The following is a 23,983-nucleotide window of genomic DNA, read 5'->3' as shown; positions in this document are numbered from 1 at the left end:
GACGGCGGTACATCTACTATCTATTAGGTGTCGCCCGCCGAACGTGCCAATCGCAACCGCCGCAGCTCGCGGCGTCGTGGCACGAGCGCGAAAAAGGCTGCTCAGGGCGGAGCACCCGGCGCACCCGGCCCTCGACTGCGCACCGTCCGCGAGACCTCGGCCGGCGGGCTGGTCGTCGACGGACTCGGTGGTCCACCCGACAAGCTGTGTGCCGCGCTGATCGGGCGTACCGACCGTCGCGGCCGCCTGCTGTGGTCGCTGCCGAAGGGGCACATCGAGCGCGGCGAGACCGCCGAAATGACCGCGATGCGCGAGGTGCACGAAGAGACCGGTGTCCGCAGCACGGTGCTCGCCGAACTCGGCAGCATCGACTACTGGTTCGTCACCGAAGGCCGTCGCGTCCACAAAACGGTGCACCACTATCTTCTGCGTTACCTCGGCGGTGAACTGTCCGACGCGGATGTCGAGGTCACCGAAGTCGCCTGGGTTCCGCTCCGTGAACTCCGGTCCCGGCTCGCCTACGCCGACGAACGTAAGCTCGCCGACGTCGCAGACCAGCTCATTGCGGAGATGCATCCCGAATCGCGTCCCCGCACCGACGAACCGGGGGCCCATCTCGGATGACGGCGGTGGTTTCCCGAACGGGTGCCGCGGTTCTGGCCGTGCTCACGCTCGTTCTCACAACGATCGGTGTGGCGATCCCCGCACCCGCGGCGGCACAGCCGGACTCCGAAGACACCAAGTTTCTCGCTCTGAGCATCGACGAGGTCACCCCGTCGGTGGTGTCGCTCACGAGTGAATCGGTAGTCGAGGTCACGGGCACCGTCACCAATGTCGGCGACCGCGATGTCGAGGACGTCTGGGTGCGACTTCAGCGCGCACCCGTCATCTCCGACCCTGCTGCCCTGCGCACCTCGCTCTCCCTCGATCAGTCGGGTTTCGACACCGTGGGCGAATTCGAGCAGGTCACGGACCGGCTCGGCCGCGGCGACCGCACCGAGTTCACGATCGAGCTGCCCCTGCGTTCCGAACTCGAGCCGTCGCTCGGCATCGACACCCCCGGTGTCTACCCGTTGCTCGTCAACGTCAACGGCTCGCCCGAATACGGGGGCCAGGCCCGTCTGGACGATGCCCGTTTCCTGCTGCCCGTGCTGGGAGTGCCCGCGGGCGAGGACACCTCCGGCCCGCGAACGTCGGCGTCCACGCCCTCGGGCGGAACCGCCGGAACGGCGCCCAGGAGCGAGACCGAGAGCTTTCCCGCCGTTCCACCCGAGGTGTCGCGCCCCGTCGCCGTCTCGATGTTGTGGCCCTTGGCCGACACGCCGCGGCTGGCCTCGGGTGTTCCCGGATCCGCGACGGAACCCGCCCGGCTCGTCGATGACGTGCTCGCCACGTCGCTGGCCGAAGGAGGACGGCTCGACGGGTTGCTGCGCGCTGCCGAACAATCGCTGGAGACCGATCCGCGGGTCACCGAAGGCATGTGCCTGGCGATCGACCCCGACTTGCTGGTCACGGTCGCGAACATGACCCGGGACTATCTCGTGGTGGACGACCCGGCCGATCCGATGGGGGCCGCGAGCCCCGGAACGGGCACCGAGGCGGCTATCGCGTGGCTCGGCCGCATCCGGGCACTCGCGACCTCCATGTGCACGGTGGCGGTGCCGTTCGCCCAGGCGGACCTGACGGCGCTCGCGGAACTGGACGATCCCTCGCTGACCGTGCCCGCCTTGCGGTCCCCGAGCACGCTTGTCGACACGATCCTCGAAACCACGTCGCTTCCGGATGTCGTGTGGCCCGATTCCGGTGTCCTCACCGAGAACGCCGGGCTTCTCGTCGCCGCGGACGGCCCGGTCACGGCGGTACTCGCCGACACCGCGGTGGACGACGGACGCGCCGCCATGAGCGGCGCATCCCCGCGCAACAGTGTCCGGGTGTCGGGAGTCGACGGGCTGACGGCCGGCCTGTTCGACGCCGCGGCCTCGGCAGCACTCGCGGGCATGGGCGACGCGCCGTCGACCCCCTCGTTCGTGACCAAGGCCGCGCGCTACGACCTCGCCGACGACTCCGCGACCGCACGGTTCCAGGACGCGCTCGGTGCGCTGGCGTTTCCGGCGCTGGCCCCGTCGGTGGACGCGGCGTCGGGAGTGCCGCTGCCCGCACCCGGCCGCTCGGTGCTGTTCGCTCCGCCGCAGGTCTGGTCGCCGTCCCCGGACGAGGCGTCGGCCACGCTGTCCATGATCTCGTCACTCATCCGTTCGGGAACGGCGACGGCTCGTCCCTTCACCGAGTTCGTCGCCGCGGCAGCAGCCACCGCAGACGACCCGAATACCTCCGTGCTCGACTATCCGGAGCAAGCCGTCACCGACGGTGTGCCGGCAGAGGTGGTCCGGATTGCCGCCGAGCAGACGCCCCGGCTCGATGCTCTGCAGGCAGCGTTGATCGAGGATCCGCAGGCCCAGCTCACGCCGCAGGAATTCCTCACACCGCTGCGGGAGGATCTGCTGCGCGCGATGGCGTCGGCGGGGCGGCGGGGCGAAGACCCCGAACAGGCGGTGGACGTCGCGACTCTGCGCGCGGTGGAAGTCGAAGAAGCCGTGGACGGGATGTTCGCGGGAGTGACAGTGCTCTCACCGGGTGGTGTGTACACACTGACCTCCGAACAGAGTCCCCTACTGTTGGTGGCGCGCAACGATCTGCCCGTGGGCATCACAGTGCGGTTGCACGTGGACGCGCCCTCGGCGATGGAGATCACCGATATCGGGCCGACCCAGCTGCCTCCGCGCGGTAGCCGCACCCTGACGGTGCCCGCTCAGATCAGCGACTCGCGGAAGCTCGAACTGGAGTTCTCGCTCACCACGGAATCCGGCCTGTCTCTCGGCAGTCCGACGAACGTGACGGTACGTTCCAATGCGTATGGCCGGATTCTCGCCATCGTCACGGGCTGTGCGGGAGCGCTCCTGCTGTTCCTGGCGGGCAGGCGGCTTCTGCACCGGTTCCGCGGGGAACCGGATCCAGCCGACGAAGGGTACGAACGAGAATGACGGGGAACGCGACCCGCGACGACGTGAAGTCACCGACGACTTCACCGGACGTCACCGGTGCCGGTCCCACCGGCCGGAAGGTTCCGAGCCTGCTCGCGGCCACCGGCTCCATTGCCGTCGCCACCCTGGTCAGCCGGATCACCGGGTTCCTCAAGCAACTGCTGATCCTCACGTTGCTGGGTGCGAGCGTCGCGTCGTCGTTCACCGTGGCCCACCAGATCCCCAACATGATCTCCGAGCTGGTCCTCGGCGCGGTCCTCACCTCGATCGTGGTGCCGGTGCTCGTGCGGGCGGAACGCGAGGACCCGGACGGCGGCGAGGCATTCGTCCGTCGCCTGTTCACCGCGGCCGTCGTGCTGCTCGGCGGCGCGACGATCCTCGCGGTCGCCGCCGCGCCGCTGCTCACGACGCACGTGTTCCTCGACGACTCCGGCAAGGTGTCGACGACACTGACGACTGCCCTGTCGTACCTGCTGCTGCCGGCCATCGTGTTCTACGGGCTGTCGGGCCTGTTCACGGGCATTCTCAATACGCGGCAGGTCTTCAAGCCCGGCGCATGGGCACCCGTGGCGAACAACGTCGTCGTGCTCGTCGTGCTGGTCGTCTATTACCTGATGCCGGGGGAGATCACCCTCGATCCGGTGCGCATGAGCGACCCGAAGCTGCTGGTACTCGGCCTCGGTGTGCTTCTCGGCGTCATCACCCAGGCGATGTGCCTGATCCCCGCGCTCCGCCGCGAAGGCATCAACCTGAAGCCGCTGTGGGGCCTCGACGACCGCCTGCGCCAGTTCGGCGGGATGGCCGCGGCAATCGTGCTGTACGTGCTGATCAGCCAGATCGGCATGATCTTCGCAACCAACATCTCGTCGGGCGCCGATGCCGCAGGCCCCGCGATCTACAACAACGCCTGGCTGCTGCTGCAGTTGCCGTACGGCGTGCTCGGCGTCACCGTGCTCACCGCGATCATGCCGCGACTGAGCCGCAACGCCGCCGAGGGCGACACTCCCGCGGTCGTCGACGACCTGTCGGTCGCGACCCGGATGACCATGATCGCGCTGATCCCGATCGTCACGTTCCTCACGATCGCGGGCACGCACGTCGGGACCGCCCTGTACGGCTACGGCAATTTCGGCGCGGGCAACGCGTCCCTGCTCGGCCAGGCCGTGAGCTGGTCCGCCTTCACCCTGATTCCCTACTCGCTCGTGCTCATCCACCTGCGTGTTTTCTACGCGCGGGAACAGGCCTGGACCCCCACCTGGATCATTCTCGGCATCACCGCCGTCAAGATCGGCTTGTCGGCGCTCGCTCCGGTCGTGGCGAGCAACGACCAGCAGGTCGTCGTCCTGCTCGGTGTCGCGACCGGTCTCGCGTTCACCTGCGGTGCGTTCATCGGCGGGTTCCTGCTGCACCGCACCCTGGGCGACCTGCGGATGGCCAACGTGGGCCGCACGATTTGGCACGTGGTGCTGGCGTCGGCCGGCGGGGCGGTCGTCGTGCTCGTCGCCGACAGACTCCTGCAGTTGGACGCCCTCGCGGACCGCTTCGGCGGCCTCGGCTCGATGGTGCGTGTCGCGATCAGCGGCATCCTCATGCTGCTCGTCGCGCTCGTCGGTATGTATCTGCTCAAGGTTCCCGAGATCATGGCCATCGAGGCCGCCGTACGCCGCAAGATCGCCGCGGTGCGCGGTGGCGGCGCGGAAGAGAGCGAAGCCGAACTCGGGGAGTCCACGGCCACTTCGCCGGCCGATACCGGTGCCTTCCCGACCCGCCGCCGCTTCGGCTACGACGCCTACCCGGAGTCCGACTTCGAGAAGACCGTCGTACTGCCGCGCATCGACTACGGCGACTACGGAGTCGGACCGTACGACGCGATCACCGAAGTCATGCCCGCGATCAGAGACGTGCCCCGTCCCGTCGAGGCGCAGCAACAACTCCCGTACCCTGGTCAACAGCAGATTCGACACGGGCGCCGTGGTCCGCGCTACTTCGCGGCCCCCACGGGCGATCCTCGTCTCCGCACCGGAAGTGGACGAGTCGACAACGAAGGAGTGAGGGTGAGCGACGACCACGCTGCCGGCAGGTCCACGATCGACGCGTCACAGCAGGCAGGATCGACGCCGGCCGGAAACGATCAGCGGCCCACGCCGCCGAGTCCGCCGCGCGACACCCACCACGACACCGGGGTCATACCGATCGGCTCTCCTCAGCTTCCGCCCGTCCGGGTTCCCGGGTCGGCGCCCCGCCGCACCATGCGCGGACCGGAACTCATCGCCGGCGCGTCCGTGGCCGGTGGCCGGTACCGGCTGCTCTCGCCCCACGGTGGCGCACGCGGGCTCCGGTTCTGGCAGGCACTCGACGTCAAACTCGACCGCGAGGTGGCACTGACGTTCGTCGACGCCGACCAGAGCGCTGCCGACGGCACCGGGCCGGACTCTCCACAGGCCATCCTGTCCCGGACGCTGCGGCTCGGCCGGATCAATTCGCCCGGACTGGCACGTGTCCTGGACGTGGTCCGGGGTAGTTCGGGCGGCATCGTCGTCGCCGAGTGGACGCCCGGTCGTTCGCTGCGCGAGATGTCCGCCACGCAGCCGTCCCCGTTGGGCGCTGCACGAGCCGTCCGCGCCCTCGCGGCAGCGGCAGAGGCCTCGCACCGTGCGGGCAGCGCGTTGTCGATCGACCACCCCGACCGCATCCGGATCAGTGTCTCCGGCGACGCGGTCATGGCGTTCCCGGCAACCTTCTCCGACGCGGATGCCGTCTCCGATGTGCACGGTCTCGGAGCCAGCCTGTACGGGCTGATCACCGGCCGCTGGCCGCTCGCTGAACCGCCCGCTCCGGGACGGCCCCCGGCACCGCACCACAGCGGCGCGACCATCGGTGGCATGCCGGAAGCCGACCGCGGCGCCGACGGCAAACCCGTCGAACCCAAGGTGCTCCGCCCCGACGTTCCGTTCGAGATCTCGGCGGTCGCCGTGCGCGCTCTGAACACCGACGGCGGGATCCGCACCGCGGCAACGGTGCAGCACATCCTCGACCAGGCGTCGGTGGTGGATCAGAAGACCGACATGATTCCCGCGCTCCGTATCGGCCAGCGCGCGAACATGACCGAAAGCCATGCCCTGGCGGACCCCGAGGCGCTCGAACAGAAGAAGAAGCATTCCCAGCGCATGCTCGTCGCGCTGATCGGCCTCGGTATCACGACGGTCGTGCTGCTCTCGCTGATCGGTTGGTGGATCACGAATCTGCTCGCCGGCGACGCAAGCGATGCGCCGCTCACCAGCCAGGAATTCGGTCTCACACCGACCGCCGAAGCACCTGCCGCACCCGAGTCCGCGTCGGAGGAGGCGGCTCCCGCCGCAGCCGGGGGCCCGGTGCCGGCATCCGCGGTGACGGTGTTCTCGCCGCAGGGCACCCCCGATTCTCCGGCGTCCGCGTCGCTTGCGATCGACGGCGACCCTGCCACGGCGTGGAGCACCGACGCGTACTTCGATCCCTTCCCGTCCCTGAAGAGCGGGGTGGGCCTGCTGGTGACGCTCGAGGACGCAGCGACCCTCTCGTCGGCGAAGGTCACGTCCGAGTCGCCCGGGACCGTGCTCGAAATCCGCAGCGCGCCCTCGGATTCGACGTCCCTGGACCAGACGCAGGTGATCGGCCAGGCGACACTCGGATCCGGCGAAACCGAGATTCCGCTCGACGCCGACGGCCGCACCACGCACGTGTTGCTGTGGATCACCGGGCTCAGCTCCGACGGTGGCAGCAACAAGAGTTCGATCTCCGAGATCGAGTTCATCGGCTCGGACTAACCGGATCGCCCCGAGCGCAAGCCGGGGCAATCGCCGTGCGATCGGCTACCATCCGCGCGTGCGAATTTTCGGGGGGATCGCAAAAATCGCCGTGCCCGACGACTCTGTGCTCACAGAGGTGCCGGGCACGTTCGTGTCCGACGCAGCCCTGTTGTCGGCACACGCGGCCGGCGATCGGGAGGCGTTCGCGACACTGCTGTCGCGCCATTACGACCATTTGTGGCAGGTGGCGCGGCGTACCAGCTACTCGCCGGAGGACGCGGCCGACTCGCTTCAGGAAGCTCTCCTGTCCGCGCATCGTATGGCCGCGAACTTCCGTGAGGACGCCGCGGTCCGTAGCTGGATGCACACCATCGTCGTGAACGCGTGCCTGGATCGCATCCGGCGCAACAGGGTTCGGCCCACGGTTCCGCTCTTCCCCGACGATTCCGAAACTCCTCGTACGGGGCGGGATTCCATCCACGACACGGAACTCGCGCTCGATGTGAGGACCGCACTGTTCACACTTCCGCCCGATCAGCGCGCCGCGATCGTGGCGATCGACGTCGAGGGATATTCGGTGCGAGAAGCGGCCCGCCGGCTGGGAGTACCGGAGGGGACGGTCAAGAGCCGATGCGCGCGGGCACGTCGCAAACTCGCCGTCGTTCTCGGCGACCTACGGGAGTGAGGGAACCGAACACGAGTCCGGATCGTCTTACTCTGGTGAGGACAACCCACCCGCGAGGAGAATGCGCATGAACGAGGACGAGATGCCACGTCCGCCGTACTCGCACGACCTGCTCGCCGACCTGCACGCGGGCGTGCTGGACGACGCCTCGGCCGACAGGCTCTGGCCCCTCGTACACGCAGACCCGGAGGCCGCGGCCGTCCTCGCACGACTCGACGCGGTGAAGTCGCGTCTCGGCACGCTCCGCGACAGTGATCCGGCGGAACCGATTCCTCCGGCGGTGGCCGCCCGGATCGACGCCGCTCTGGCAACTGCTCCGCGACGACCTGCCCGAACATGGCTGGCGGGAGCCGGGGTTGCCGCGGCAGCGGCATTCGCCGGCGTGTTCGCACTCGTCCTGCTCCACTCGGCGCCCGGGGGAGACGACGACGCGGGTAGCGACGCCTACGCCGCCCACGAGAGCGACTCCGTGTTCGAGCCCGCCGAGCTACGCTCGATGGTCGGCACGACTTCGCTCGGTCCTCTCTCGGATACGGTTCGGCTCCGGAACTGCTTGGAAGCCAACGGTTTCGATTCGAATTCTCCTCTGCTGGGATCGCGGCAGACGGAATTTCGCGAACGTGACGCCGTCCTGCTGCTCCTCGGTGGACCGCACCCTCCGCAACTGACCGCGGTGATGGTCGGAACCGATTGTGACGCAAACACTCCCGCTACCCTGGCGGTTCATACCATCGGATAGGCGCTCGGCGTGCGTCGTCACTCGGCGATGGTCAGCAGCAGGTGAAGTATCCGTGCACGCAGCGCCGGGGTGTCGTCCTCCGCGGCGATCAGCCCGGTGAACAGCGCGGTCCCCGCCGCCATCACGAGCGCCGCCCGGGCATCGAGTTCCGCGTCCCCGTCACCGTTCTCGGTGAACAGCGCAGTACTCGGACCGCTGAAGGTTCGCCACAGTGTGCTGCGAAGGTCCTCGTGGTCACGCAGCGCCGCGAGGAGTCCGGGTAGGGCGGCGCGAACCTCGGGTCTCGAGAAGAGTTCGTTGCTCCCCGCGACAACCCATTCGATCCAGCCCTTGCGGTCGATTCCGTCGTACGGCGCCAGATCGGGTGCCGAGCCGAGCAGCGCATCGAGCATCAGGTGCGCCTTGCTCGGCCACCTGCGCGTCAGTGCGGCTCGCCCGACTCCCGCGCGCGCCGCGATCGCCCGCATGCTGAGGCCGTCCCACCCGTCCCGGACGAGCATCTCGCGGGTGACGGCGAGGACGTCACTGTCGATTCGAGGATCTCTCGGACGTCCCGCAGGTACAGCTGGCATGGGCTCTCGTGTGAGTGGGACCAGACAGTGCCTGGTGTGTGATCGGGGTTATAGTCGGCCTATTACGATACCACTGGCATCGAAAGTAGGGTCATGACTTCGCCGCGATCCACCGTCTTCGAACCCGCCCGCCTCGGGCCTCTCACGCTCCGCAACCGCATCATCAAGGCCGCGACGTTCGAGGGTGTCATGCCCAAGGGTGCGGTCACCGACAAACTTGTCGACTTCCACGCCGAAGTCGCACGCGGCGGTACCGCGTTGACGACCGTGGCGTACTGCTCCGTCTCGCCCGCGGGTCGCGTCCACCGCGACACCCTCGTCCTCGACCGCGACGCCGTGCCCGGGCTGACCCGGCTCACCGAGGCCGTCCACCGGGAGGGCGCACTCGCGTCCGCGCAGATCGGGCATGCCGGGCTCGTCGCCAACCAGCTGTCGAACGGGATGAGCACCACCGCCCCCTCCACCCGGATCAGCGCCCCCGCGATGGGTCTCGTCCGCGGCGCGACACTCGGGCAACTCGACGCGATCGTGGAGGACTACGCGTCGGCCGCGCGATACGCCGTCGAATCCGGATTCGATGCGCTGGAAGTACACCTGGGGCACAACTACCTTCTCAGCTCCTTCATGAGCCCCAACCTCAACAAGCGGACCGACCGGTACGGGGGAAGCATCGCCAACCGCACCGCTTTTCCCCGGCGTGTCCTCGCCGCCGTGCGCGCTGCGGCGGGGGATTCGGTCGCTGTCATCGCCAAGTTCAACATGACCGACGGCGTCCCGAAGGGACTGTGGCTCGACGAGTCGCTGCCCATGGCCAAGCTGATCGAGTCCGACGGCACCATCGACGCGATGCAGCTGACCGGTGGCAGCTCGCTGCTCAACGGGATGTACTTCTTCCGCGGCGACGTTCCGATGAAGGAGTTCGTGCAGTCACAGCCGAAGGTCATCGGCTGGGGCTTGAAGGTGTACGGACCCAAGCTCTTCCCGAAACTTCCGTTCGAGGAAGCGTTCTTCCTCCCGATGGCCCGGCAGTTCCGGTCCGAACTGTCGCTGCCGCTGATCCTGCTCGGTGGCATCAACCGCATCGACACCATCGACAACGCCCTGCACGAAGGTTTCGAGTTCGTGGCCATGGGCCGGGCGCTTCTCCGTGACCCGTATCTGGTCGACAAGTTCCGCAACCACACCGCGGACGAAGGGTTGTGCATCCACTGCAACAAGTGCATGCCGACCATCTACACCGGGACCAAATGTGTGATCCGGGAAACCCTCCGGGACGTCCCGGGCGCGGTCTGACACCTCCGGGCGGCGGGTGCGCACGCGCTGTGGCACGACGCACGCTGCGAGGGGAACAACACCGTTTACCCTGGTGTTGACATCTGTGTATGCTGCCGCGCCGGTCTCTCGGCACGTGGCATCTACGACAGCCCCGACCGCCGACCGGAAGGCCTCCGCCGAATGACGACCTCGCCCACCATTCACGACCTCATCATCATCGGTTCGGGCCCGGCGGGATACACCGCCGCGATCTACGCCGCCCGCGCGGAACTCTCGCCCATCGTCTTCGAGGGAACGCAGTTCGGCGGCGAGCTGATGACGACAACCGAGGTCGAGAACTTCCCGGGCTTCAAGGACGGCATCATGGGTCCGGAGTTGATGGACCAGATGCGCGAGCAGGCGCTCCGCTTCGGTGCCGACATCCGTACCGAAGACGTCGAGGCCGTCGATCTCGCCGGCCCGGTCAAGACCGTGGTCGCGAACGGCGAAACCTACAGCAGTCACGCGGTCGTGCTCGCCATGGGCGCCGAACCCCGTTACCTCGGTGTGCCGGGGGAGGAGCGGCTCCTCGGCCGCGGCGTCTCCGCCTGCGCCACGTGTGACGGGTTCTTCTTCCGGGATCAGGACATCGCAGTGGTCGGCGGCGGCGACTCGGCGATGGAGGAAGCCACGTTCCTGACGCGGTTCGCGCGCAGCGTGACCATCATCCACCGCCGCGAAGAGTTCCGCGCCTCGAAGATCATGCTCGAGCGCGCCGAGGCTAACGAGAAGATTCGTTTCCTCACCAACACGAGGGTCCTCGAGGTCCTGGGAGAGAACAGCGTCTCGTCGCTGACCGTCGAGAACACTGTCACCGGCGAGCGCAGCGATCTCGCCGTCACCGGACTCTTCGTCGCCGTGGGACACGACCCGCGCAGCGCACTCGTCGCGGGACAGGTCGAACTGGACGACGAGGGTTACGTGAAGGTCGTCGGCCGCACCACTGCGACGTCCCTGCCGGGTGTCTTCGCGGCCGGAGACCTCGTCGACCACACCTATCGTCAGGCCATCACCGCGGCCGGCAGCGGTTGTTCCGCGGCGATCGACGCCGAGCGCTGGCTCGTCGCACGCCACGAGGTACCGCCCTCGATCGTGCCCGCCCAGGTCTGACCGTCCCACCCACCCCCCGATAACACGCGACACCAGGAGATAGCCGTGGCCGTCAAGGACACCAACACCGTCACCATCACCGATTCCTCGTTCGTCGAGGATGTGCTGCAGGCCGACAAGCCCGTGCTCGTCGACTTCTGGGCCACGTGGTGCGGTCCGTGCAAGATGGTTGCTCCGGTTCTCGAGGAGATCGCGGGTGAGCACGGCGACAAGCTGACGATCGCCAAGCTCGACATCGACGCGAACCCGTCGGCGGCCCGCGACTACCAGGTCATGTCCATCCCCACCATGATCCTGTTCTCCGGCGGCAAGCCCGTGAAGACGATCGTGGGGGCGAAGGGTAAGGCGGCGTTGCTTCGGGACCTCGCGGACGTCCTGTAGTACGGTCCCGAGGATCGATTCTCGGATGCGCCGCCCCGGGCCCCGGCTCCCGGCGCATCTGAGATAATTCCGTTCGATGCTGCCCTGCCCCGTGCCGGGCGCAATCCGGTCAGCACGGAAAGGCCCAACGCATGCGCCCTCTTCGTCACGGCGACCACGGCCCGGCAGTCGCCGAGATTCGGAGCACTCTGGCCGGTCTGGGTTTCCTGCACGCCCGTCCCGACTCCTCCGACAGCTGGATGGGGTCCGACGTCGTTTTCGACCGCGAACTCGACGGCGCCGTGCGCGCCTTCCAGCAGCAGCGCGGTCTGCTCGTCGATGGGGTTGTCGGCCCGGCCACGTACCGCTCCCTCAAGGAGGCGTCGTACCGACTCGGCGCCCGAACCTTGATGTACCAGCTGTCGGCGCCGTTGTACGGCGACGACGTGGCGGCGCTGCAGACCCGGCTGCAGGACCTGGGGTTCTACGTGGACCGCGTCGACGGCTACTTCGGCCAGAAGACCCACGAAGGACTCAGCTCGTTCCAGCGCGAGATCGGTCTCGCCGCGGACGGAATCTGTGGACCCGAAACGTTGCGGGCACTCGAGTTGCTCGGTACCCGGGTGTCGGGCGGATCGCCTCACGCCATCAGCGAGGAGGAGATCGTACGACGGTCGGGCCCCCAGCTGAGCGGTAAGCGCATCGTCATCGATCCCGGTCTGGGCGGCACCCACCACGGCATCATCGTGCCGAGCGTGCACGGGCCCATCTCGGAAGCCGACATTCTGTGGGATCTTGCGCGCCGCCTCGAGGGCCGCATGGCCGCGACCGGCATGGAGACGTTCCTCTCGCGCCCGTACCACGCGGATCCGACCGACGTCGAACGCGCCGGCACTTCCAACGCGTTCGGTGCCGATCTCATGATCTCGCTGCGCTGCGATTCGAGTTCGAACCCGCACGCGAGTGGCATCGCCAGCTTCCACTACGGCAACTCGCACGGCTCCGAATCCATGATCGGTCAGGTACTGACCGGGTTCATCCAGCGCGAGATCGTCGCGCGAACCTCGCTGCAGGACTGCCGCAGCCACGGGCGCACCTGGGACCTGCTGCGCCTGACGAATATGCCCACCGTGCAGATCGATCTCGGTTACCTCACCAACGAGCACGACGCATCACTGCTCGCCGTCCCGCGCACCCGTGACGTCATTGCCGAGGCAATCCTCGTCGCAGTGAAGCGCCTGTATCTGCTCGGGCAGGACGATCAGCCCACCGGTACCTACACGTTCGCCGAACTGCTGGCCGAGGAACTCTCCATCACCGAAACTCGCTGACTCGCTGCCGGGGACTCGGCACCGCGGTCGCCGGCACCTTTACGGCACGCCCACCGCGGTGCGCCCCGTGACATCCTCCACGGTCAGTGAGGCCGCTTCGATCAGGCGCTCGAGAGCCGCTTCCACCTCTTCCTTCCATCCGTGGTCGCGGTCGAGTTCGAGCCGCAATCGGGGGAAGCGAGGATGCGGGGCGATCACCTCGAAGCCCATGTCCTCGAGAAAGTCGGCGCCGATCATGCATTCGGCGGGGGCGCATTCCCGCGCGGAGGTGGTGCTGGGCACGTCTCCCGCCGACGGCCTGTCGTCCTCCTGCGGTCGCACCCCGAACGCTTCGAGCGCCCGGACGTTGCGGCGGACCAGATCGGTCACGACGGCGCGAATGAGATCGGCACCCACATCCAGGTCGGACGCGTGAGGCTCGATACGCATCGTGGTGAGCAGAATCGCGTCGGCGCTGACGGGTGAGGTCGGGAAGAGTCGCGCCCGGGGAACCATGTTGGGTGGCGCGTAGAACGCCACCCCTGCCACTTTGTCGTCGGTGTCCCCGAACGTGGCGACCTGTGCGCACGACCCCCACTCGAGCATGACCATGGACAGCCACGCTTCTTTCTCGAATTCGGGATCGCAGAAGTTGCGGGCATCACCGGCGGGCGCCGGATCCATTTCCCAGAACACACACCGCCTCGGGTGCGCAGGCAACTGCTCGATCGCACTCAAGGACAGCGGCGTGACTCGCGTCGACACGGGATACCTTCGCCTCCACGTCTTTCTCTCACAGACTGTTGTCCGACCCCCCTCGGGAAGTCAAGACTGGCGGGCCCGATCGGTCGGATCCGCGCCGACCTCACGGTCGGTCTGCATCATGGTCACGATACGTTCGAGATCGTCCACAGACCCGAATTCGACCACGATCTTGCCTTTGCGCTTCCCCAGACTCACGGTCACGCGGGTGTCGAAGGAGTTGGACAGACGCTCGGCGACGTCCTGCAACCCCGGCATCTGGATGGGCTTCCGCTTCGAGGACGGCGACGGCGTGGGAGCACCACTGCGGTTCGCGAGCATGACCGCTTCCTCGGTCGCGCGTACCGACATCCCTTCGGCGACGATCCGCATCGCGAGCGCTTCCTGAGCGTCGGCACCGGCTTCGAGTGCGAGCAGGGCGCGCGCGTGACCTGCGCTCAGCACGCCCGCAGCGACCCGCCGCTGGACAGGGATGGGCAGCTTGAGCAACCGGATCATGTTCGTGATGACCGGGCGCGAGCGTCCGAGACGTGTCGCCAGTTCCTCGTGGGTGACGTCGAACTCCTCGAGCAACTGCTGATACGCGGCTGCCTCTTCGAGGGGGTTGAGTTGCACACGGTGGATGTTCTCGAGGAGAGCATCGCGCAGCATCGCGTGATCGTCGGTGTCCCGGACGATCGCGGCGATCGTGTCGAGTCCCGCTTCTTGGGAGGCCCGCCACCGGCGCTCGCCCATGATGATCTGGAAGCGGTCATCGTCGGCTCGCCGCACCACGATCGGCTGCATCAGGCCGAACTCTCGGATCGAGTGGACGAGTTCGGTCAGTGCCTCTTCGTCGAAGACCTGACGGGGCTGCTTCGGGTTCCGGTCGATTCGGTCGATCGGGATCTCGAGGTACACCGCCCCGGCGGGAGAGGGGAGTTGACCCTGATCGACCTCGGCGGGCGCAGCCTCGTCGCCTTCCGTGCCCGGCGCCGTGGATTCGGGAGAGGCAGGCTTTCCGTCGCCGATGATGAGGTCCGCCGCGGCGGATCCGAGTCCGGACGGCGACGAGGACATTCCCGGTGACGCACCGGCACGTCGACTGGGGGCAGGCTTCACGGGCGGCGCGGGAGCGGTCGGTGCCGATGCGCTGGTGGTCGATTCGGTGGTCGTCGATTCGGTGGTCGTCGAGGTGGGCGCTGTCGTGGCCGGCGCAGTTACCGGTGGACCGGTCGGGATGAGAGCAGCCAAGCCTCGTCCGAGCCCGCCCTTGCGTGTCGCACTCATTCGTTCCCCTGCTTCTTCTGTATCCCGCGTGCCGCCAGCTCGCGACCCGCATCGAGGTAACTCATCGCGCCGCGCGATCCCGGATCGTAGTCGAGAACTGTCATCCCGTAGCCGGGAGCTTCGGAAACCTTCACGCTCCGGGGGATGACGGACCGCAGCACCGCGGACCCGAAGTGTGCGCGCACCTCGGAGGCGACCTGATCGGCAAGCTTCGTGCGGCCGTCGTACATCGTGAGCAACACCGTCGAGACGTGAAGGTCGGGGTTGAGGTGCGACTGCACGAGTTCGATATTGCGCAGCAACTGCCCGACACCTTCGAGGGCGTAGTACTCACACTGAATCGGGATGAGCACTTCCTTGGCCGCGACAAGAGCGTTCACCGTCAGCAGGCCCAGTGACGGCGGGCAGTCGATGATGACGTAGTCGTACTCGCGCGGCCCGAGCGCGTCCTTCGTGAGTGCGTTCCGGAGACGGTTTTCGCGAGCCACCATCGACACGAGTTCGATCTCGGCGCCTGCCAAGTCGATGGTCGCCGGGATGCAGAAGAGGCGCTCGCTGTGGGGACTCTGCTGGACGGCGTCGACGGCGCGCACCTCGCCCAGGAGGATTTCGTAACTCGACGGAACGCCGGAGTGATGAGGTACTCCCAGCGCGGTACTCGCGTTGCCTTGAGGGTCGAGGTCGACGACGAGCACCGTCAGACCCTGGACCGCCAGCGCGGCGGCGAGGTTGACCGCGGTCGTGGTTTTGCCGACCCCACCCTTCTGATTCGCGATCGTGAACACGCGGCGCTCGTGCGGCTTCGGGAGAGCAATCGCATCGCTCGGGTGAAGCACCTGGCTCGCGCGATGTGCCGCAGCGCCGATCGGCGTATCGATCGCGGAGAAACCATCGAAGGGGACGGGTGAGAACTCGTCGTTCATCGCCTCGGTTTCACGTGAAACAGCGGATTCAGATCCACCCGTCATAGAACGCTCCTTAAACGTTTGATCCGCACGGTCCGCACGCTACATCCTCTTCGCTCCGGGGACACGGCGCACGGGACGCGGCCTGTTCGAGCAACGAGGAGGCGAGGCATGTCCGAGGAGTTGGTCGTGTCTTCGACGCGTCGATTCACGTCCACTTCCTCGGTCGGTTCAGTATTCCACCCGCATTCTATGTGGCTGCCACGCGATCACACCGCAGGACGTTCCACGTGAAACAACGCTTCTTTGTTTCACGTGGAACATTGCGGACCGGGGGAGTGGGGAATGTTTCACGTGAAACTACGACACGTGTCGCTCGGGTCGCTGAGCTACGGGTACTGATTACTTCCGAGTATCTGAACATCTTGGTGCGCAACGTGTTTGAAATTCTTTCTCCGTAAGACGTTGTGCCACAGAGTTTCCCTCATCCGGAGAACTTTTACACGGCACGGTCCCACTTCTGGCGTCACAGTGACGAAAAGAGAAGGGGTCCCCGGTACCCGCCCACACGGGAACAAAATCGACCCTTGACGCCGTCCGAACTCTTCCGGATGCCACTCAGTACTCGAGGGACTGCCTCGAGCTCGAGAGGCATCCCGGTCGATCGGTACTCGAGATGTCCGGCGCCGGCCCGAACAAAACAAGCCCCTCGACTCCGCGAGGGGAGTGAGGGGCTCGTTTCACGTGGAACAGTTACTTGTTCTTTCTCCGCCGCGAAGGACGTGGCATGCGCTCCGCTTTCACCACGAGTGTCGGAACCGGAAGCGCATCGCGGCCGCACTCGAGCACCTCGAGATTGCCGGCACCGAGGCGGGCAAGCTCGTCTCGGTCTCGCTCGATCTCCTCGTGCGCCGAGGAACCTTTCAACGCGAGCATGCGGCCGCCTTCGTGGATCAGGGGGAGGGACCACTTGGCGAGTTTCGCGAGCGGCGCGACCGCCCGCGACGTGACCACGTCGGCTCCGCCGGCTTCCTGAAGCACACTCGGCTGTTCCGCGCGGCCTCGCACCACCAAGACATTGTCGAGACCGTTGGCTTCCACAAATTCCGCCAGATAGACCGTGCGTCGCAAGAGCGGCTCGACGAGTGTGATTCTCAGGTCGGGTCGAGCGATCGCCAGCGGAATACCCGGCAAGCCCGCTCCGCTGCCGACATCGACGACGGCCTCGTCCTCCTGGATGAGTTCGCCCAACACCGCGCAATTCAAGATGTGACGCTCCCACAGTCGGGACACTTCACGCGGACCGATCAGTCCGCGCTCGACTCCGTCGACCGACAGTGAGCGATGGTAACGCTCGGCAAGCTCGAATCTCTCACCGAAGATCTGCTGGGCGGTGGCCAGCAATCCTGCCTCGTCTTGTTCCACGTGAAACATCCTCTCGTGCCGACGGCGTGCCGGCGGTGCCGGTCCCGCTGGCCTCCATCGAATAAAAAGAGGGACCCCGAGTGTTCAGGGTCCCTCTTCGAGCCGAAAGCGGACGGCTCAATCCTGCACGATCACAACGCGCCGATGCGGTTCGGCGCCTTCGCTCTCGCTGGAGACCCCGTCGACCTTCGCGACCGCATCGTGCACGATCTTGCGTTCGAAGGGAGTCATCGGGGCAAGTTCCTCACGACCGCCGCCGGCCAGGACCCGCTTCGCAGCGGAGGTACCCAGCTCGGTCAGCTCGGCGCGCTTGCCCGCACGCCAGCCCGCGATGTCGAGCATGAGCTTGCTGCGTTCCCCGGTGGCCTGCTGCACGGCGAGACGTGTGAGCTCCTGGAGGGCGTCGAGAACGTCACCGTTGGTTCCGACGAGCTTGCTCAGATCCTTGCCGCCGTCGATGCTCACGACGGCCCGGTCACCCTCGACGTCGAGGTCGATGTCGCCGTCGAAGTCGAGCACGTCGAGCAACTGTTCGAGATAGTCGCCGGCGATTTCCCCCTCTTCGATCAAGTCCTCGTCGTCGACCACGTCGGTGTCGAGTTCAGGCTCGCGCGCCTCGCCGGTCACCTCGATGTCCTCCTGTGCCTTGTCCAGGTCACTGGCCATGATCAGCTCTCTTCTACTTCGGTCAGCGCCGCTTGCGCTTGGAGTTCTTGGGACGGCTACCCGGCTTCGGGGCCGATGATCCGGGACCGGACGTGGGCGTCGAGTTGCCGTTCGCCTGAGCGTCTACGTCCTTGGTCAGCGAGACCTCGGGCGTCACGTCGGTGGCCGCACCGTCGGCAGGAGCACTCTCCGCCGCAGCGACGGCGCCCTTCTTCTTCTTCGCCTTGTTCGGACGGGCACCCGGCTTCGGGGCGTTCTCGTTGCGGCGTGCGAGCGCCGCTGCCCGCTTCTCTTCTTCTTCCTGATCGATCTTCCGGAAGACGAGATGCTGCTGGCCGTACGTCCACACGTTGTTGCTCACCCAGTACAGGATGATGGCGATCGGGAGGAACGGACCACCGACGAGCACACCGAGCGGGAACACGTAGAGCGCGAGCTTGTTCATGATCGCGGCCTGCGGGTTCGCGGCAGCCTGAGTGCTCTGGCGGGCGACGGAAGCGCGGGCGTTGAAGTGCGTGGCGATACCGGCCACGATCATGAGGGGAACGGCGACCGCCGCGATCTGCCACCGCGAAGGGATGTCACCGAACGGCGCGAAGGCCTCGAGCGAGGCGATCGGCTGAGTGATCCACGACGAGATCGGGGCACCGAACAGACGCGCGCTCAGGAAGGATTCGACGTCTTCCGGGCTGAAGGCGTAGTTGCCGACACGTGCGTTCTCTTCCGGCGTCAGGCCGAGCTGGCCGAAGCCGGTACCGGTGCGGTTGAAGGACCGCAGCACGTGGAACAGACCGATGAAGACCGGCACCTGCAGCAGGACCGGCAGGCAACCCATCAGGGGGTTGAAGCCGTGTTCCTTCTGGAGCTTCTGCATCTCCAGTGCCTGGCGTTGCCGGTCGTTGGAGTACTTCTTCTGAAGCGCCTTGATCTGCGGCTGAAGTTCCTGCATCTGCCGGGTCGTGCGGACCTGCTTGACGAACGGCTTGTACAGAATGGCGCGGAGGGTGAACACGAGGAACACCACCGACAACGCCCACGTCCAGCCGCTGTCGGGAGCAAGGACGAACGAGAAGGCTTTGTGCCAGACCCAGAGGATCCAGGACACGGGATAGTAGATGAAGTCGAGCACGGCTCTATGTACTCCTCGGGTCGTCCATGTCGCCACGGAGAGGCGTCGGTCTCAGGTCTTCGCTCCGGTCAGGTACCCACGTGGGACGACCGATGACTCCGCTCGGGTACCGGATCCCATCCTCCAGGATGCCAGGGAGCACATTTGAGCAGCCGCACCAACGTGAGCGCCGTGCCGACCACGAACCCTCGCGCGCGCAACGCTTCGACCGCGTATTCGCTGCAGGTGGGAACGAATCGGCACGTCGGCATCCGGGTAGGCGACACGTACGTGCGGTAGAGCTCGATACAGAAGATCAATGCCCTTGCCGGCGCCGAGCGGATGGTGTTTCCGCTCGCATTCGGGGCGGTCATGCGGGCTTCCCGGCATCGGCGTGGACGCCTGCACTCTCGGCAGGGACGCTGGAGGACGGCTCCTCGCCGGTGGGAGATGCGTCGAGAAGAAGTCCGAGCCTGGTCAGACCCGACCGGAGCTGCTTGTCGAGTTCCCGCGAATCCGCGGTCGCCGAGCCCGGAAGAGCACGCAGCACGAGGTCGGTGTTCTCGGGTACTCGCTCGACGAGGCCGGCACAGATATGACGAAGCCGGCGTGCGACTCGATGTCGAATCACCGCCGGCCCGACAGCCTTATTCACGACGAGCCCGAAACGGGGACCGTCGACACTCACCAAGAACTCGGACCTATCACGCTCGAGAGCGTGAATCACCAGGTCCCGCCGCCCCTGACGGCGACCGCGACGGACGGTATCGGAAAAGTCCGTGCGGCGCCGCAGTCGATACGGCTCAGGTAACACCCCGAGCTCCCGTTACGGGATCAGGCGGTGAGTTCGGCGCGGCCCTTACGGCGACGCGCCGTCACGATCGCGCGACCCGCACGGGTCCGCATCCGGAGACGGAAGCCGTGGACGCGCGCGCGGCGTCGGTTGTTCGGCTGGAACGTCCGCTTGCCCTTAGCCACGGTCAACACTCCTCGAGATATATGTGACGCCGGCAGGCGCCATCGGTCTAACGTGTACGGATTTTCGCACGACCCGTGCGCAATGAGTGCAGCACGGACCTATCACTTCTGCATGAGTGACTGTTCGAGGCTACGCGGATTCCGACGCGAAATCAAACTGCGGTCTCTGTGTCCGCGCGGTCCCGGTTGTGGTGCACATCCGTCGAAAGTCGGGCCCCGAACACCCCTGTGTCCCACGTCACGGTGGGTTACGCTCTCTCGCATGGCTTCGTCAGCGAACCCGCAGCGCATAGGCCGTCTTGCCCATTCGCCGCACGTCCATAGACGATGCGCGCGGCCGCCGGTCGCGTGCCGTCGCTCCTGACGCGCCGCACAGCGCCACCGCGCGGAGCCGATCTCGTGTGCCAGACTGATCACGAAGCGTCGGCACACCGACGGGCCCCTCGAATCAGGTCTTCCACTTCACCTGTGCACACAGTTGCACCACTTCTGCAGACATCCACCGGGTCGTCCCCCCCGGTTGTCCACACCTGTGGATAATCGTGTGGAAATCATGTCGACCTGTGGGAGGAAGCTACGTGAACGACGAGCCGAACGCGCTTGCCGATGTGTGGGCGGACGTCGTCGCCGAGCTGACAGCGGACGACGGAGTGCTGACCAAGAGCCAGAAGGCGTGGCTTGCGCTGGTCAAGCCGATCACGCTGGCCCAGGGTTTCGCGCTGCTGTCGGTCCCGTCCACGTTGGCCCAGCAATCCATCGAGCGTGACCTGCGCGAACCTATTCTCCGGGTGCTCACCCGCTACCTGGGTCATCGCGTGGAAGGACTGGGCGTTCGGGTCGAGCCGCGCGAACGCATCGACGACCCCGCGGAGGATCCGTACGCGGAACCCCGCGACACTCTGCCCCTCGAGGGCCTTCCCGAGGACCGGGGCGCCGGGGATACCCGCAGCGGAGAGAGCCGCGCCCGCGATGCACGGCGCGAGCCGGCGGGATCTCGAGACGGTGGTTCACCTCGAGACGGTCGCTCCTCCCGCGACGGCATGGCTCCCGGCGAAGGCATCGGGCACCTCCGGCGGAGGTACACCACAGCCCGCGACCACGACATGCTCGACGGCGAGCCCGGCGACCACGAGGAAGTGGACGACGACCGGGAGGCACTGACCGCCGTCCGCGAATCGTGGCCGTCCTACTTCACGCAGCCGCCACCTCCCGAGACGCCCTCCATGGGCAGCAGCAGCCTCAACGCGAAATACACCTTCGACACCTTTGTGATCGGCGCGTCGAACCGCTTCGCCCACGCCGCGGCCGTCGCGATCGCGGAAGCCCCGGCCCGGGCATACAACCCGCTGTTCATCTGGGGTGCGTCCGGTCTCGGCAAGACCCATCTGCTGCACGCCGCCGGTCACTACGCCCAGCGGTTGTTCCCCGGTATGCGGGTCAAGTACGTCTCCACCGAGGAATTCACGAACGATTTCATCAACAGCCTCCGCGACGACCGCAAGGTCGCGTTCAAGCGGCGGTACCGGGAGACGGACATCCTCCTGGTCGACGACATCCAGTTCATCGAGGGCAAGGAAGGTATCCAGGAAGAGTTCTTCCACACCTTCAACACGCTCCACAACGCGAACAAGCAGATCGTCGTCTCGTCGGACCGTCCTCCCAAGCAGCTGGCAACCCTCGAGGAACGCCTGCGCACCCGGTTCGAGTGGGGCCTGATCACCGATGTCCAGCCGCCCGAACTCGAGACGCGCATCGCGATCCTCAGCAAGAAGGCGCGCATGGACGGGCTCAACGTTCCCTATGACGTCCTCGAGCTGATCGCCAGCCGGATCGAACGCAACATCCGCGAACTCGAGGGTGCGCTGATCCGCGTCACCGCCTTCGCGTCCCTCAACCGCCAGCCGCTCGATCTGACGCTGGCGGAGGTCGTGCTGCGTGATCTGATGCCCGATTCGACGGCTCTCGAGATCAACGCAGCGACCATCATGGCGGTGACCGCGGAGTACTTCGGTACGTCCATCGACGACCTGTGCGGTCCGGGCAAGGCGCGTCCACTCGCGCAGGCCAGGCAGATCTCCATGTATCTCTGCCGAGAACTGACGGATCTGTCACTGCCGAAGATCGGGCAGACGTTCGGACGCGATCACACCACAGTTATGTACGCGGACAAGAAGATTCGCAAAGAGATGACGGAACGCCGGAAGGTGTACGACCAGGTCCAGGAACTCACCGCGCGGATCAAGCAGAGGTCCAAGCGGTAGTCCTCGCCGCAGAAAGCTGTCCACAGGGAGTGCCCACACGGGCGCTCCCTGTCCTGTTTCCGTCCCGCATCTCGAGAAAGTCCGGGTACTCACACTTGTGGACAAGGGTGTGTACAACATGGGATCTTTGTGGACGGACGGTGGACAGAGGACTAACACTCTCGAGGAGTCCACATTCCATCCTCGAGTAGTCCTCGAGTTCATCCTCGAGTGCGGCGCCTCGAGAAGGGCACCCCACCAGCCTAGACGTCGATCGGTCCACAGATTGCACAGGACCTATTACTACTTCTGTGAGTTCTTCTGAGAAATACTATTTAAAAACAGGTGTGTGGATGAGCTGTTCCACAGGCGTCTCGAGTGAGGTGCCCTCTCCCGGCCCCAGCTTTCCAACCAGCCAGGGAAGGCATACCGTGGAGCCGCATCCCCCGACGCCGCCCCGCGGAGTCGGGGCCTTGTGTCAGACTTCGTACGACTTGTCGGGACCACGATCGAAGGGATCCACCGGGCGATGGAGCTTGGAAGCATGAAGTTTCGTGTTGCTCGCGAGGACTTCGCCGACTCTGTCGCGTGGGTTGCCCGGAGTCTGCCGTCACGACCCCCGGTGCCCGTCCTCGGCGGTGTCCTCCTCGGAGCCGAAGAGCAGGGCCTGACCGTGTCGGGATTCGACTACGAGGTCTCGGCGCAGGTCCACGTGGCGGCCGAAGTCATCACCACCGGCCAGGCCCTCGTGTCGGGCAAGTTGCTCGCCGACATCACCCGTTCGCTGCCCAACAAGCCGGTCGACGTGGTTCTCGACGGCACGCGTGTACTCATCACGTGTGGCAGCGCAAAGTTCTCGCTCCCGACGATGCCCGTCGAGGATTATCCCCAGCTCCCCGAGCTGCCCCAGCAGACCGGCTCGCTCGCCGGCGACCTGTTCGCCGAGGCCATCAGCCAGGTCGCGGTGGCAGCGGGCAGGGACGACACCTTGCCGATGCTCACCGGCATCCGGGTCGAGATCGACGGCACCGACGTGGTGCTCGCCGCCACCGACCGGTTCCGCCTCGCGGTGCGCAAACTCGAGTGGATACCGACCACGGACACCACCACGGCCGCAGTGCTCGTACCGGCGAAGACTCTGTCGGAGGCTGCGAAAACCGTTGGCGGGTCGTCGAATTCGCCCGTGCAGCTCGCACTGGGTAGCGGTTCGTCGGTGGGCGCCGAAGGTCTGCTCGGCATCGTCGCCGACGGCCGCCGCACCACCACGCGGCTCCTCGATGCCGAATTCCCCAAGTTCCGCCAGCTGCTGCCGAACGAGCACACAGCGATGGCCACCGTCGAGATCGCTCCGCTCGTCGAGGCGATCAAGCGTGTCGCGCTCGTTGCCGAACGTGGCGCTCAGGTCCGACTCGAGTTCACCGACGGCGGCGTGCTCCTGTCCGCCGGTGGCGACGATGCGGGTCGCGCCGAAGAATCACATCCCGCCGAGTTCTACGGTGAACCGCTGGTCATCGCGTTCAACCCCGGTTATCTGCTCGACGGCTTGACGTCGCTGCACACCGACAAGGTCTCGTTCGGGTTCACCACCGCGAGCCGGCCCGCCGTGCTCCGGCCCGCACTCGAGGAAGAACCGTCGCCCGACGCTTCGGGTACCTTCGCTGCTCCCGAGAGCGATTACACCTATCTGCTGATGCCGGTGCGCCTGCCGGGCTGA

General features: G+C 66.5%; 21 protein-coding genes. 11 read left to right on the top strand and 10 right to left on the bottom strand.

Translation table 11 applies throughout. The features are described from left to right. Positions 1–27: 27 nt before the first annotated feature. The 5 genes from HF877_RS09560 to HF877_RS09540 all read left to right on the top strand — a co-directional run bounded on the left by HF877_RS09560 (position 28) and on the right by HF877_RS09540 (position 8,250). Positions 28–624: an NUDIX hydrolase gene (locus HF877_RS09560; protein ID WP_169620917.1), complete on the top strand. Its 597-nt coding sequence runs from the start codon at positions 28–30 to the stop codon at positions 622–624. Further along, on the top strand, positions 621–3,041 hold the full coding sequence (locus HF877_RS09555; RefSeq protein WP_169620916.1) for a glycoprotein: 2,421 nt from the start codon (positions 621–623) through the stop codon (positions 3,039–3,041). Before HF877_RS09560 ends, HF877_RS09555 begins: the two co-directional genes overlap by 4 nt. Next, positions 3,038–6,844 (top strand): murein biosynthesis integral membrane protein MurJ, encoded by a 3,807-nt coding sequence (gene murJ / locus HF877_RS09550; RefSeq protein ID WP_169620915.1) that lies wholly within the window; start codon positions 3,038–3,040, stop codon positions 6,842–6,844. Before HF877_RS09555 ends, murJ begins: the two co-directional genes overlap by 4 nt. A gap of 133 nt (positions 6,845–6,977) precedes the next feature. Beyond that, complete coding sequence (sigM, locus tag HF877_RS09545; protein ID WP_169621079.1) at positions 6,978–7,511, top strand: RNA polymerase sigma factor SigM; 534 nt, start codon at positions 6,978–6,980, stop codon at positions 7,509–7,511. A gap of 67 nt (positions 7,512–7,578) precedes the next feature. Beyond that, positions 7,579–8,250, top strand: coding sequence for a hypothetical protein (locus tag HF877_RS09540; RefSeq protein WP_169620914.1), 672 nt, complete (start codon positions 7,579–7,581; stop codon positions 8,248–8,250). Between the two features lie 17 nt (positions 8,251–8,267). On the opposite strand, the gene HF877_RS09535 is transcribed toward HF877_RS09540, so the two are convergent. Then, on the bottom strand, positions 8,268–8,822 hold the full coding sequence (locus HF877_RS09535) for a TetR family transcriptional regulator (protein WP_169620913.1): 555 nt from the start codon (positions 8,820–8,822) through the stop codon (positions 8,268–8,270). 93 nt (positions 8,823–8,915) lie between these two features. On the opposite strand from HF877_RS09535, the gene HF877_RS09530 reads away from it, so the two are divergent. The 4 genes from HF877_RS09530 to HF877_RS09515 all read left to right on the top strand — a co-directional run bounded on the left by HF877_RS09530 (position 8,916) and on the right by HF877_RS09515 (position 12,937). Further along, positions 8,916–10,115: an NADH:flavin oxidoreductase gene (locus HF877_RS09530; protein ID WP_169620912.1), complete on the top strand. Its 1,200-nt coding sequence runs from the start codon at positions 8,916–8,918 to the stop codon at positions 10,113–10,115. Positions 10,116–10,277: 162 nt separating this feature from the next. Beyond that, positions 10,278–11,246, top strand: a complete 969-nt coding sequence (gene trxB, locus HF877_RS09525; protein WP_169620911.1) for a thioredoxin-disulfide reductase — start codon at positions 10,278–10,280, stop codon at positions 11,244–11,246. A 45-nt stretch (positions 11,247–11,291) separates the two neighbouring features. Next, on the top strand, positions 11,292–11,627 hold the full coding sequence (gene trxA, locus HF877_RS09520) for a thioredoxin (protein WP_169620910.1): 336 nt from the start codon (positions 11,292–11,294) through the stop codon (positions 11,625–11,627). Between the two features lie 131 nt (positions 11,628–11,758). Continuing rightward, positions 11,759–12,937, top strand: a complete 1,179-nt coding sequence (locus tag HF877_RS09515) for an N-acetylmuramoyl-L-alanine amidase (RefSeq protein WP_169620909.1) — start codon at positions 11,759–11,761, stop codon at positions 12,935–12,937. Between the two features lie 39 nt (positions 12,938–12,976). Here HF877_RS09515 and HF877_RS09510 read toward each other — a convergent pair whose 3' ends face one another. The 9 genes from HF877_RS09510 to rpmH all read right to left on the bottom strand — a co-directional run bounded on the left by HF877_RS09510 (position 12,977) and on the right by rpmH (position 20,029). After that, positions 12,977–13,681, bottom strand: a complete 705-nt coding sequence (locus tag HF877_RS09510) for a GNAT family N-acetyltransferase (RefSeq protein ID WP_169620908.1) — start codon at positions 13,679–13,681, stop codon at positions 12,977–12,979. A gap of 60 nt (positions 13,682–13,741) precedes the next feature. Then, a complete protein-coding gene (locus HF877_RS09505) occupies positions 13,742–14,947 on the bottom strand; it encodes a ParB/RepB/Spo0J family partition protein (protein WP_169620907.1) in 1,206 nt (401 codons plus the stop codon). Continuing rightward, positions 14,944–15,915, bottom strand: coding sequence for a ParA family protein (locus HF877_RS09500; protein ID WP_169620906.1), 972 nt, complete (start codon positions 15,913–15,915; stop codon positions 14,944–14,946). Before HF877_RS09500 ends, HF877_RS09505 begins: the two co-directional genes overlap by 4 nt. A 690-nt stretch (positions 15,916–16,605) precedes the next feature. Beyond that, entirely contained in the window at positions 16,606–17,286 is a 681-nt protein-coding gene (gene rsmG, locus HF877_RS09495) for a 16S rRNA (guanine(527)-N(7))-methyltransferase RsmG (protein WP_169620905.1), read from the bottom strand. Positions 17,287–17,394: 108 nt separating this feature from the next. Further along, positions 17,395–17,943, bottom strand: a complete 549-nt coding sequence (locus HF877_RS09490; RefSeq protein WP_169620904.1) for a R3H domain-containing nucleic acid-binding protein — start codon at positions 17,941–17,943, stop codon at positions 17,395–17,397. A 22-nt stretch (positions 17,944–17,965) separates the two neighbouring features. Next, positions 17,966–19,072: a membrane protein insertase YidC gene (gene yidC, locus HF877_RS09485; RefSeq protein WP_169620903.1), complete on the bottom strand. Its 1,107-nt coding sequence runs from the start codon at positions 19,070–19,072 to the stop codon at positions 17,966–17,968. A 68-nt stretch (positions 19,073–19,140) separates the two neighbouring features. Beyond that, complete coding sequence (gene yidD, locus HF877_RS09480; protein ID WP_169620902.1) at positions 19,141–19,425, bottom strand: membrane protein insertion efficiency factor YidD; 285 nt, start codon at positions 19,423–19,425, stop codon at positions 19,141–19,143. After that, positions 19,422–19,865: a ribonuclease P protein component gene (rnpA, locus tag HF877_RS09475; protein WP_169620901.1), complete on the bottom strand. Its 444-nt coding sequence runs from the start codon at positions 19,863–19,865 to the stop codon at positions 19,422–19,424. The genes yidD and rnpA overlap by 4 nt, the downstream gene beginning before the upstream one ends. A gap of 20 nt (positions 19,866–19,885) precedes the next feature. Then, positions 19,886–20,029: a 50S ribosomal protein L34 gene (gene rpmH / locus HF877_RS09470; RefSeq protein ID WP_169620900.1), complete on the bottom strand. Its 144-nt coding sequence runs from the start codon at positions 20,027–20,029 to the stop codon at positions 19,886–19,888. A gap of 578 nt (positions 20,030–20,607) precedes the next feature. Here rpmH and dnaA point away from each other — a divergent pair. Next, complete coding sequence (dnaA, locus tag HF877_RS09465; RefSeq protein ID WP_169620899.1) at positions 20,608–22,290, top strand: chromosomal replication initiator protein DnaA; 1,683 nt, start codon at positions 20,608–20,610, stop codon at positions 22,288–22,290. A gap of 508 nt (positions 22,291–22,798) precedes the next feature. Further along, positions 22,799–23,983 (top strand): DNA polymerase III subunit beta, encoded by a 1,185-nt coding sequence (dnaN, locus tag HF877_RS09460; RefSeq protein WP_169620898.1) that lies wholly within the window; start codon positions 22,799–22,801, stop codon positions 23,981–23,983.

The sequence above is a fragment of the Rhodococcus sp. BL-253-APC-6A1W genome (assembly GCF_012843405.1).
Taxonomy (GTDB): domain Bacteria; phylum Actinomycetota; class Actinomycetes; order Mycobacteriales; family Mycobacteriaceae; genus Rhodococcus.
This window is presented reverse-complemented; position numbering and strand designations above follow the sequence as displayed.

Coding starts and splice junctions, on each gene's coding strand:
- HF877_RS09555 (WP_169620916.1), top strand. CDS start 621: ATGACGGCGGTGGTTTCCCGAACGGGTGCCGCGGTTCTGGCCGTGCTC.
- murJ (WP_169620915.1), top strand. CDS start 3,038: ATGACGGGGAACGCGACCCGCGACGACGTGAAGTCACCGACGACTTCA.
- HF877_RS09540 (WP_169620914.1), top strand. CDS start 7,579: ATGAACGAGGACGAGATGCCACGTCCGCCGTACTCGCACGACCTGCTC.
- HF877_RS09535 (WP_169620913.1), bottom strand. CDS start 8,822: ATGCCAGCTGTACCTGCGGGACGTCCGAGAGATCCTCGAATCGACAGT.
- HF877_RS09530 (WP_169620912.1), top strand. CDS start 8,916: ATGACTTCGCCGCGATCCACCGTCTTCGAACCCGCCCGCCTCGGGCCT.
- trxB (WP_169620911.1), top strand. CDS start 10,278: ATGACGACCTCGCCCACCATTCACGACCTCATCATCATCGGTTCGGGC.
- HF877_RS09515 (WP_169620909.1), top strand. CDS start 11,759: ATGCGCCCTCTTCGTCACGGCGACCACGGCCCGGCAGTCGCCGAGATT.
- HF877_RS09505 (WP_169620907.1), bottom strand. CDS start 14,947: ATGAGTGCGACACGCAAGGGCGGGCTCGGACGAGGCTTGGCTGCTCTC.
- HF877_RS09500 (WP_169620906.1), bottom strand. CDS start 15,915: ATGACGGGTGGATCTGAATCCGCTGTTTCACGTGAAACCGAGGCGATG.
- rsmG (WP_169620905.1), bottom strand. CDS start 17,286: ATGTTTCACGTGGAACAAGACGAGGCAGGATTGCTGGCCACCGCCCAG.
- HF877_RS09490 (WP_169620904.1), bottom strand. CDS start 17,943: ATGGCCAGTGACCTGGACAAGGCACAGGAGGACATCGAGGTGACCGGC.
- yidD (WP_169620902.1), bottom strand. CDS start 19,425: ATGACCGCCCCGAATGCGAGCGGAAACACCATCCGCTCGGCGCCGGCA.
- dnaN (WP_169620898.1), top strand. CDS start 22,799: ATGGAGCTTGGAAGCATGAAGTTTCGTGTTGCTCGCGAGGACTTCGCC.